Here is an 11,903-nt window from a genome sequence, read left to right as displayed (position 1 = left end):
GTTAAAAGATTCTTCCATGGCTGCCTGGAAAGTGGCTCTTGCATCACCCGTAGCAACACCGGCATGCATCAGCTCTGCTTCTATATACAATACATCTGCATACGTCAGGAACTTATAGGGCGCTGCACCAGTGCCGCTGCTACCATCTACTTTTATAGCTGCGCCATCATCATAACGGCCGCCTACAGGGTAAATGCCAAACACGGTCATGCTCTGGTCCTGTGACCAGTCGCGGTTAGGACCCACGGAACCGAACACAATAGACAGGAAACCGCCATCCCTGTACTCAGAAGGGCTTTGCGAAGCTTCGCTGGGCGCCAGCTGCTTGTACATATAATAAGGCAGGCGGGGATCGGGGTTATTGGTTAGTACGTTCTGGTGATACCCTTTTAATGTTTCATAAAACCAGGGGCTTTGGTAATGCGTTTTCTGGCCGGCATAATAATCATTAAAGCCGGGGTTACGGTCATCTGGAGTAGTTCCTTTTCCGTAAGGCAGCAAAAAGCTTTCGGCTGTTTCGCTGATCAGGTCACCGGAGGCAATGAGCGCATTTACCTGGGTTGATACGTTCTGTACCAACCTTACCTGGTTGTACAATTTCAGCTTAATACTGTTGGCCGCCCTTGTCCACTTCTCAGCATCGCCCCCATAAATAATATCATCTGCAGAAGGTACAGCTGTATTGGCAGCATCCGCATTATTCAGATCAATAATGGCGCTATCCAGCAAAGAAAACAGCTGCGGGTAAATGTCAGCGCCTTTATCATATTTAGGAAAGCGGATACCTTCTGAGATCATTTTATTGGCTTCAGAATAGGGCACATCTGCAAACACATCCACAAGCTGGCTAATGGCATATGCTTTCAGCACTCTGCCAATACCTGAATAAATAGCATTACCTTCTTCTTTTCCCTGGTTAATGATCACATCCACATTTTGCAAACAACCCAAGATGTCAGACCCTACCTGTGCAGGAGAGCTGCTGTACATACCTTTCCAGGCGCCGTTAATATTAAATTCATTCCCATCTGCACCGTATTGGTCAGGGGATTCACGTACCGTTACCTGGTGCATATATACGGCCAGCACTTCTGTTAAACCACGGGCGCCACGGTTATCGTTGGTAAACCCAAGCGCATACCCTAAACCCTGTTCTGCAGTAGGTAATAAGCGGTTCAAAGAGGTTTTCTCCGGGTGGTAAGGATCTTTATTTATATCCAGGAAGTTTTTAGTACAACCGGTCATCATCACCAGCGTTACCAAAGAACCATAGATTATTCTTTTCATTTTTTTCCGTTTTTTCAGTTTCATAAATTTTAGAACGTAACCTTCAGATTCACACCAAAGCGGCGGGTAGTAGGCGCAGCGGATAATTCAATGCCCTGTACGTTGGTATTACCAAAGCTGTTAGCTTCAGGGTTAAACCGGGTGTACTTGGGGAAGTTAGGCGCCAGGTACCAGAGGTTACGGCCGGAGAGCGTTAAGGTAACACCCCCAATGGGTGTTTTCTTAAAGAAGCTTTTCGGAAAATCATAACCCAGCGTTACTTCACGCAGTGTGTACAAAGTAGCATCATACACATTCCATTCTGTAGCGGAGTTAATAGCGAATGATTCACCGAAGTACATTTCATTCATACTTACTGCAGTTGTATTCCTGATCTTCTCTCCTTTATCATTTAACAGGGGTTTGCCGGTATTGGCATCTCCATAATAACCCGGAATAATGCGGGCTGTTTCACGGTCTTCTGTATCCCTGGTAACACCGCGGCCCAACAGGGAGCTAACGGTTACAGAGTACATATCGCCATGCTGTGTCCAGTCAAACAGCGCATTCAGGAAAAAGCCTTTATAATTAAGCGAGGTGCTGAAACCTGCTTTAAAATCAGGGTTCGGATCACCGATCATACCTTGTTCTGTAGAACGGATCAGCAAACCGGTAGACGGATCTATCAGCAGGTTGCCCTGGTCATCCCGGTAATCTTTGGAACCGCGCAGGTAACCATAAGGTTTGCCTGGCTCCAGGTATGGAGAAATATCCGTTAAGATGTTATCCAGCGGTACACGTTCCAGGCCGGGTACCAATTCTCTTACTATGCTCCTGTTCTTGGTAAATACACCGTGTAATGACCAGGTGAGGTCTTTTGTTTTAACCGGTATAATGTTCAGGTCTAATTCAATCCCTTTATTGGTCAGCTTACCAAAGTTGTCTATCACCTGTGTAAAACCTGAAGATGCAGGCAATGTAACCTGAGCGATCATGTTGGTGGAAACACGGCTATACCAGGCGGCGTCCAGGGTGATCCTGCTATCCAGGAAGTCTAACGTAGCACCTATTTCAAAGTCTTTCGTAAACTCCGGTTTCAGGTTAGGATTGGCGGCGGATGGGTTTTGTATTAAACCGGACTGGCCCTGGAATGGTGCGTTAATGCTAAACAGGTTCTTTAAAAGGTAAGGGTCCGCATCGCGGCCTACCTTTGCCCAGCTGCTCCGGATCTTACCAAAGTTCAGCACATGGCTTTCAATACCAAATGCCTGGGTAAATACAAATGAACCGGCCACACTGGGATAAAAGTAGCTCCTGTTATTACTGGGCAGGGTAGATGACCAGTCATTACGGCCGGTTAAGGTTAAGAACGCAAATTGTTTATAACCGAATTCCACATCTCCGAAAACACCCCATAAGCGGCGGCGGAAGTAATCTGTGGAAGGCAGCACACTTTTGGTATTGGCCATAGTGTAAATGCCCGGGGCAACAATCTCGTTACCGGTAGAGGTTTCGCTCCGCATGGTACGCTGGTTCACGTTATGACCCAGGATAACTTTCAGATCAAAGTCCTCATTTTTCAGTTTAGGCGTAAACGTTGATAAGAAGTTGGATTCTATTTCCTGGAACTGGTAGCTTTGTTCAATAATACGGCCCTTGCCTTCTGCTGCACGGGAGCCTATATCGGTAATTTCCCGGCGGAAGAAGTTATTGGTATTGGTACCGATCTGGTAGCTCACATTCCACCAGGGCAGTATGTCATACCCCAGTTTTAAACCAGCCACATAACGGTCTGTAGTAGTGGTAATGGTATTGTGTGCCCATGACCATCGCGGGTTATCATACTGCGCTTTACTGGTTGATACCGGCAGGCCATTGGCATCTTCATAAGGCAGGTTCAGGTCCCAGTTACGGGCCAGGAACAGGTTACGTGCAAAGGACGATGCTGCTCCATCTACCTGGTTCTCACCAAACATACCGCCTATCTGGGTGCTGCGGGAATAAGCAAAGTTGCCGCTTACAGTAAGCCCCATATCCAGCCGGGTGCTGCCGCCTATGCTTAAGTTGCCGCGGTCAAAACTGGAGTTAGGTACATAACCATCCTGCTTCAGGTAAGAAGCGGTGGCGCTCATGGCGGTTTTTTCATCACCGGCATTTACGCTCACAGAGTTTTCATATACAGTACCTGTTTTAAACAGGTCTTTTACGTTGTTGGGATATGCGCGGTAAGCTACTTTACCGGAAGGGAACAGGTCCGGGAAAGCATTTTTATAATCCGTCCAAACATCAATGGAATCCAGCGTTCCAAAGGCAGGGCCCCAGGAGCCGTTGGCATTGGCGTAGTTGAACAGTGTACCGGCGCCGTATTTATTCTGGTACACGGGCAGGTTGGATACGGTTTCAAATGCAAGACCGGTAGAGTAGGTGAGCTCCAGGCCCTTCTTGGAACGGCTGGCGCTACCGGATTTGGTAGTGATCACCAACGCGCCGTTAGATGCACGGGAACCGTACAATGCTGCTGCTGCAGCGCCTTTCAGCACCGTCATGCTGGCAATGTCGTTCGGATCCAGGGAAGATAAACCGCTGGAATAGGCGCCCCCGCCGGATGTTTGGCTGGAAGTAGTTACCTGGTCGTTGTTGTATGGAATACCATCTACTACTATCAGCGGCTCATTATTGCCGTAAAAAGAAGTATTACCACGGATGCTGATCCTGGTGGCTGCGCCGGGCGTACCCTGGGAGGTTCTGATATCCACCCCGGCTACCTTACCCTGCAGGCCCTTTAACATATCAGGCTCTGATTTCTGCACCAGTATGTCCGGCTTTACGGTGGTGGCAGAATAACCGATCGATTTTTCGGTACGGCGGATGCCTACGGCCGTTACCACAATTTCACCCAGCTGCTTGTTATCAGCTGATAATGCAGTGCTGATGGTAGCGTCGTTACCAACTGCTACTTCCTTACTTAAATAACCGATAAATGAAAACACCAGGGTAGCACCCTGGTCTACAGAAATTTTGTAAGTCCCTTCCCCACTGGTATAAACCCCCTTGTTTGTTCCTTTAACTTGTACGGTCACACCGGGTAAAGGGGAACCATCCTTTACATCCGTAACTTTTCCTGTGACTGTTCGTGATTGGGCAGAAACGTGGAGAGCGCTAATGACTGTGAGAAGCCATACGAGTAGCTCTTTTTTCATAGATGAGTTAGATTTTGGTTGATTAAAGCGATTAACAAGAATAATTTACGTAAAAAAATGTAATTCAGCCTTTAAAAAGTCAAAGTCTGCCGACGAAAAGTTTGTTCAATTTATAATATTATAAATATTCTTAAATTATCAGACAAGACATTATTTGCTGTAGCAACTATGTAAATCATTAACATAGCTTTAACGACCTGGATAAATATACGAGGCCGGTCAGGGCAGAAAATGAATTAAAAAAATAATCCATAAAGTGACGGTTTTCTTATCTTGATCAGCTTATAAATAAAAAAAGGAAGCCGGCTGGCTTCCTTTTTTTATTTAAGGGTGAATGCGTTATTTATCCCACCACACCTTTTCAGTTACTACTTTCAAACCGGGGAAGTTAGCATTTTGCGTAACCTCTGTATTCGGGTACAGTAAGCGGGCAGGCATTTGATCAGGACCTAATGCTGTTGCCAGTGATACCACCAGGAAAGTGGGGTAACCGGTACGGCGCCATTCTGTCCAGGCTTCAAAGCCCTGGTTACCACACATAGCAAAATACTTTTGCGTAATAATGGCTTTTATCTGGGCATCCAAACCAGCGGCAGGCCACTTGGCTGCCGGTGCATTGGCAATGTAGGCCGCAGCTTCAGGGCCCAGGTTATAAGCCGCAAAGCTGGCATTAATACCACTTACGAAAAGCTGCTGTGCATTAGCGCCTGCTAACCAGCCACGGGCTGCTGCCTCAGATTGCAGGAAATAGCTTTCCTCGCCGGAGATCAGCTTCACGGGCGCCAGCGCCGACTGGTCATCCAAACCCTTTGCACCTACCGCAGCGGTAGGAATAGAGAAAGGAATTGTTTCTACAATTGTATCAAATGCACCCTGCGTAATACCTACTACCTTATCCAGGTCCTCAACCTTTTCATAAAATACATCTACACGGGGATCCTGGTTGGCATTCATCGGGTCTACTGCAGAACTGCTGGCTACCAGGTTCTGGGTTCTGCCCAGGCCCAGTATTTCCGCAAACAGCGGGTTCTGGTTACCACCGGTAGTGCTGTATTGAATAGCTGCATCTGCCGTAAGGAAGGTAGCGCCGGCTGCCTGTAAGGCCCTCACTGTATCTGCAGCTGCTGCCGGCAATACCTGTGATAAACGCAGGGCTGCACGCAGCTTTAAGGTATAGGCAAACTGTTTCCATTTTGCCATATCACCTGCAAAGATCAGGTCTTCACTACCCGGCACTGCTGCTGTGTTCACATCGATCATAGCCAGGCCGGTATTTATGAAATAGAACACACTGTCATAAACTACCTGCTGCGGATCGTAATGCGGGTTGGTAATATCTACATTATTAGCCTCTTTTACCGGTACATCGCCAAATGCATCGGTCAGCAGCTGAAAGGTATAGCCTTTTAAAATGTAGGAGATAGCGGCAGACTGCTGGTACTGCGGCGCTGTTTTAGCCTTGTTAATGATCACCTGCAGATCCTGCAGGGCATTGGTGTACAGGATACGCCAGGGCCGGTCAAAAGAAGAGGCATTGATAGAATACTGATCAATGGTTTTGTACTGGGAAGCGCTGGGCGATTGTGTCCAGTACTGTGACCATATACCGCCATATACCTGGAACTGGTTGCCTACCACGTGCCCGATGGCCGCCTGCGCTGAAGGCAGCAGCAGCGCAACGCTTGCATCTGAAGGCGCGTTCGGATTATCATTTATGTCCAGGAACTTTTTACATCCTGTAACACTAACAGCTCCCAGTGCCAACACCAGTGCTACTATTTTTATACTGAATTTTTTCATAATTATCATCATTTAAGCAACGTTAAAAACTAGCACGCACATTAAAGCCAAAGTTCCTCAGAGAAGGCTGGGCTGTATAGTCAAACCCTTGCAGGTTGCCGGATCCGGCAGAGTTCACCTCAGGATCTGCATAGCGGTTTTCCTTCGGCGTCCATACGAGCAGGTTGTTACCGAATATGCCAACAGTAATATCACCGAACGGTGTTTTGTTCAGCGTACCCTTGTTAATACGGTAGCTCAGGCTGGCCTGGCGCAGTTTTACATAAGAGGCGCTTATTACATCCTGGCCTGCAGGCAGAATGCTGGTGTAATAGGTTTGCGGGTTGAATTTCACAGAGGTGTTGGGCACCAGCTTGCCGGTTCCATCATCATACACACTGTTTTCCCATACGCGCGGGTCACGGCCGCCTTCTGCAGTTTCCGCAGCAGTACCTACAAACGTGGTAATGTCTTTGGTCCTGGAAAAGAAGTAACCACCCTGCTTGGTATCAAACAGCACATTCAGTGAAAATCCTTTGTAGTTAATATTGGTGCCCCAGGATGCCTGGTACTTTGGATTATAAGAGCCCAGGTACACGCTGCCCGGCGTTAACAGCGGCTGACCGTTTGTTCTGCTTACGATCACACGGCCCTGGTCGTCGCGCTGCAGGTCCTGTGTATAAAAGGTGCCATACGGCAACCCTTCTGCGGCTACTACCGACATGCCGCCAAAACCGCCCAGTGATACCTGGGAAACACCTTCCAGGTTCAGATCAACCACCTTATTACGGTTACGGGTATACGTACCATACAGCTCTACGGTTAAACCGCTGGATGTACGGATAGGTGTACCACGCAGGCTTAATTCTATACCCTTGTTCTCTACCACACCGGCGTTAATTACCTTGCTTCTGAAGCCGGTAACTTCGGAAATAGGAATGCTTAAGATCTGGTTCTTGGATTTGTTCTGATAGTAAGAAAAGTCTACAGAGATGCGGTTATCCAGGAAGTTCAGCTCGGTGCCTATTTCAGATGCAGTGGTGATCTCCGGTTTCAGGTTCGGGTTGCCGATACGGATATCCTGGGTTAAGCCGGGAATGCCGTTGAAAGGGAAAGTGGTATTACCAAAACCGCCGGCAATATCTGTTTTCACAAAATAAGTGTTCAGCAAATAAGGATTAGCATCATTACCTACCTGTGCCCAGCTGGCACGCAGCTTACCGTAGTTTAATATCCTGTCGATAGAAGTACCGTTCAGCAGCTCGGTGAATATCCATGAACCGCTTACGCTCGGGTAAAAGAAGGATCTGTTGGCTTTGGGTAAGGTGGATGACCAGTCGTTACGCGCCGTTGCATCCAGGAACAGCATATTCTTATAAGCCAGGTTTAACTGGGAGTACAGGCCCACCAAACGGCGGCTGCTATACTCATTATACGTATATACGGGGCCGTTACTATTATCCAGGTTGTACCATCCCGGTACCACCATACCGGCAGAGCGGTTAGTGCTTACCTCAGAGGTAGTTAATGTACGCTGGCGGATGTTGTTACCTACCATTAAAGAGGCCGTAAAGTCTTTGCTGAACTCTTTTTTGGCGGTGATCATCAGGTCATGTACAATCTCGCTCAGGTTGTAGTTATCTTCTTCATACTTACCTACATCAGACTGTGTGTTATCCCGCTCTGTATAAAAACCGGATTCATCGGCCGGTACAAAGCTGTACTTGGGATATTTTAACCTTCTGCGGTCAGCGTATACGTCTGCACCTATTCTTTCCACTACATCCAGCCAGGGCAGGGGTTTGTAACCCAGTGTTATGTTACCGGTAACACGGTCCACATCATTTTCATTGCGGTACTGCTGCAACAGAAAATAAGGGCTTACCGTATAGGCGCCATAATAACCATAGGTTTCCTGCTGGCGTTGATTGAACAAACCGCCAAAGCTGTAGTAAGGATTGCTCAGGTCACCCATTTTATCCAAAGGAATATCACGGGGTGTTTGCAGCACGTTGTTAAATACGGAGCCTGCGCCCTGGCCGCCCTGTATCATATTACTTTTGATCTTGTTGTAGTTAATGGAAATGCTGGTGTAGAACTTGTTGCTCAGCTCTGCGCTTCCATTAAAACGTACACCGTAACGGTTATAAGTATCATTATCACCCGGCATTACTCCGTCGGAGTTAAGGCTGTTCAGTGATAAGTAATAGGTGGTTTTGTCGCCACCGCCGGAAAGCGCGATATTATTGTCAGCGGCTTTACCCAGCTTAAAGAAATTCTTTACGTTATCCGTTTGTGCAACATAGGGTTTGCTTAAACGCTTGCCGCCTATCATCTGGCCCCATTCCTTGTTGGTGCCATCGAATTTAGGACCCCAGCTGAAATTCTCACGGAAATCTCCTTTACCATTACCACCCTGCCCGTAGTCGTTCTGGAAATCAGGCAGCTTTAATATGTTGGAAAAAGTAACATTGGAGTTGAAGGTAACTTCATTCTTCTTTTGTCCTTTTTTACCGGTTTTAGTGGTAATGATCAAAGCGCCGTTGGAAGCGCGTGAACCGTACAATGCTGCTGCTGCCGGGCCTTTCAGCACGGAGATAGAAGCAATATCGTCCGGATTGATGTCGTTACCACGGTTACCAAAGTCCACAGAGCTGCGCGCATCCGTACCGCCGGTGCGTGTATCGTTATTACCGGTGATGCTGGAGTTATCAATGGGTACCCCATCAATAACGATCAGCGCCTGGTTGTTACCGGAAATGGAAGAACCACCCCTGAGCACGATCCTGGAAGAGCTGCCGGGTGCGGAAGCGGTGCTGGTAATGTTCACACCGGCTACCTTACCGGATAAGGAGTTTAATGCGCTGGGGCTGTGGGCCTGTGAAATTTCCTCTGCATTTACCGTGGGTGCAGCGTAACCTAATGAACGCTTATCCCGGCGGATTGCGTTGGCGGTAACCACGGTTTCTGTAAGGTGGGTTACATCCGCCTGCAACACTACGTTCACTGTGTTGGATGTTTTCAGCGCTACCTCCTGGTCTTTCATACCTACAGACCGGAATACGAGTGTAGCGCCTTCCGGCGCCTGGATGGTGTAGTTACCATCGGGGTTAGTTACAACACCAGTGCTGGTGCCCTTTACAATTACGGCGGCGCCAATTACCGGCTGACCATCATCTGCTGAGGTGACTTTGCCTGTTACGGTACGGCTTTGTGCGAAAGCCTGCCCGGCAAAGAACAACACTGCCAGCAGAAGAAATAGACTTTTCCTCATAAGCATTGTTTAGTTTGTTGGTGATTTTGTCAAGTAAAAAAATGTTAGTCCCCCGGGCCCTTACGGCGCCCGTTAGTGTAAAATGGCTTCCTTCAACAATTATCTTTTGGTTGCTTTGACGAGGGTATATACAATAATAACAGTATCAGTTTTGCATGGCAAAACGACGGTTTACTACCCGTTCCAATAAGCAAAGTTTCCTTGTTTCCGTTTTAATATTTCTTTAACAGCTCAAAGGTAAGTTGATTGAAAAAATGGTTTAGATGTTATAACGGGCAAATGCTAAAAAATAAACGTATTATTCCAAATCCTATCTGCTAATCAATTGATATAAAGGTCAATGTGTTAAAAACCTCACAAGATAAATATATGGTTGTATTCTTATCAAGCTAAGAAAAATAAGCAAGCGATAGGAATACCGCCTGCGCTCATCAACCAAAATCTAAATCTAGATAATCCAGATTTAAAAAATCTTCATATGTTTTAACAGGGTGTACGGGTCCTCCGGGTCAATTGCTAATGCGCGGGCACACGATTCCAGTGCAGGCACAAACGACTGGCCAACGGCTCTTCCATAACACTCCGTTTTAAAAAGCTTACCTTATCAGGATAGATTCAGCGTATGCGTTTTCAACAGGTTCAATAAAACCTCATACAGCTCCTCGTTCCGGTGATTATACCGGAACTCGCATTCTTTCAAATGCAGGTACACCGTATTACGGTTCAAACCTTTGAATTTAGCTAAGCGATGCTTGGTTAGTCCCCAGAAAGCATCAATATCCTCTGCAGCAATTCCGTTGCTGCTGTCCCCAATGGTTGTATGCTCCAGCCGGTATAGCCTGTAATGGCCCAGATCCACCACGTTGTTGAAATGGCGCAACCGTTCTGCGGTCCCGAAGGTTTCCAGCACAGAACGGCCCCTTACAATAGCATGGATCATAGCACGGCTTACATCCGGTAAGATCTCCGTATGCAAACGGTCTGCATGACGGTAAATACCGAACACAATAGGCTTGATAGCACGGCTTACTTCCGGTTTGGCAGCTACGGCAGTATCGCTTCCATTACGGTAATCATAATGGTCCCGACGCTCCGGCGGACTGATGACCGGTTTCACCACGTGCTCTGCGGGCTGTTGCTGCTCGCAATACCTGGCTATTTGCTGACGGATTTTCTTTAGGTAACTGTTTACAGTTACCCGGCTTACCCCACTGATGTTGGCAATTTGGGTAGCGGTGAGATCTTCAGAGAAAAGCTTTAGGATCTCCTTAAATTTTCGCTCGGACAAGTGAGCGCCCTTTAAGTACCTGTTTTTCATTGAACAAGAAGGTTAGAATGGCACTCTAAACCTCCTACTTTTTAATAAGTATGTTGCCTCCTTTTATACAAGTGGTTAAATGGGTGGGATGAATGTGGCATACTAGATTATTTTAGGCAAATAGCTTATCCTGAAAAGGCATTATTCGTTGCAACAAGTGCTAAAATGCACACGTCCCGGACCCTCAAGCCCGGGACGTGTTTGATTTAGCAAGCCGTCCTTGTTTAGCTACCTGCTAATTATTTTTTTGCATCATTTAATCCCAGCTTGGAAATTTCAACGTCTTTTTCTTCTTCCAGCGGATCAGCGGTTCCTTTCCGCTGTGCCTGTTTTATCAGCGCTTTTTCCATCCACAATAACAGGGCGGGTAAAATGGTAAGATTGGTGATCATAGCCATTATCAACGTCAGGGAAGTAAGCCAGCCCAGGGATTTGGTGCCGCCAAACTCACTGAAGCTAAAGATCATAAACCCTGCAAACAGGATAAGTGATGTGTAAATAATGCTCAACCCTGTTTCATTAATGGTTTGCCTTACCGTGGCCGATATATCTGTACCATGGTGCGGCAGCTCCTGCTTAAAGTTCACCAGGAAACGGATGGTAACATCAATGGCTATACCCAGCGCTATACTAAATACCAGTACGGTAGATGGTTTTAGCGCAATGCCCGCCCAGCCCATTACACCGGCCGTTACGGCCAGCGGAATAATATTCGGGATCAGGGAGATGAGCAGCATACGCCAGCTGCGGAACAGGTACAGCATACACCCGATAATAAGTATAAAAGCCAGCACCACGCTTTCCATTAAGCCGTTAATGATAAAGCGGCTGCCTTCCAGGAATATTACGCTGGTACCGGTAAAGGATACTTTGTACTGTGCAGTGTCAAAGATCTGGTTCACTTTCGGTTTCAGGGAATCCAGCAGTATAGGCAGCCTGCGGGAGCCTACATCCGCCATGCTTACGCTCAGGCGGGCTACCTGCCGGGTGCTGTCCATGAAAGAGGCTAACAGCTTGGTAAAATTGCTGTTGTTGCCATTACCGCCTTTCATGCGCAGGTAAGGAG

The 11,903-nt window shown here is 47.3% G+C and carries 6 protein-coding genes; all 6 read right to left on the bottom strand.

The genetic code is table 11. The annotated features are described in order from the left end of the window. On the bottom strand, positions 1-1,287 hold a 1,287-nt coding region (locus VIM87_RS25185; RefSeq protein ID WP_331999664.1), incomplete at its 3' end, for a SusD/RagB family nutrient-binding outer membrane lipoprotein. A 29-nt stretch (positions 1,288-1,316) separates the two neighbouring features. Next, positions 1,317-4,466, bottom strand: coding sequence for a SusC/RagA family TonB-linked outer membrane protein (locus tag VIM87_RS25180; protein WP_331999663.1), 3,150 nt, complete (start codon positions 4,464-4,466; stop codon positions 1,317-1,319). A gap of 339 nt (positions 4,467-4,805) precedes the next feature. Then, entirely contained in the window at positions 4,806-6,266 is a 1,461-nt protein-coding gene (locus VIM87_RS25175) for a SusD/RagB family nutrient-binding outer membrane lipoprotein (protein WP_331999662.1), read from the bottom strand. A 22-nt stretch (positions 6,267-6,288) separates the two neighbouring features. Then, complete coding sequence (locus VIM87_RS25170) at positions 6,289-9,519, bottom strand: SusC/RagA family TonB-linked outer membrane protein (protein WP_331999661.1); 3,231 nt, start codon at positions 9,517-9,519, stop codon at positions 6,289-6,291. 604 nt (positions 9,520-10,123) lie between these two features. Further along, complete coding sequence (locus VIM87_RS25165) at positions 10,124-10,807, bottom strand: hypothetical protein (RefSeq protein WP_089906659.1); 684 nt, start codon at positions 10,805-10,807, stop codon at positions 10,124-10,126. Positions 10,808-11,076: 269 nt separating this feature from the next. Beyond that, on the bottom strand, positions 11,077-11,903 hold an 827-nt coding region (locus VIM87_RS25160; protein WP_331999660.1), incomplete at its 5' end, for an efflux RND transporter permease subunit.

It is taken from the genome of Chitinophaga sp., assembly GCF_036569125.1.
GTDB lineage: Bacteria > Bacteroidota > Bacteroidia > Chitinophagales > Chitinophagaceae > Chitinophaga.
The sequence above is the reverse complement of the archived record's forward strand: the minus strand, read 5'-3'. Positions and strand labels throughout refer to the sequence as shown.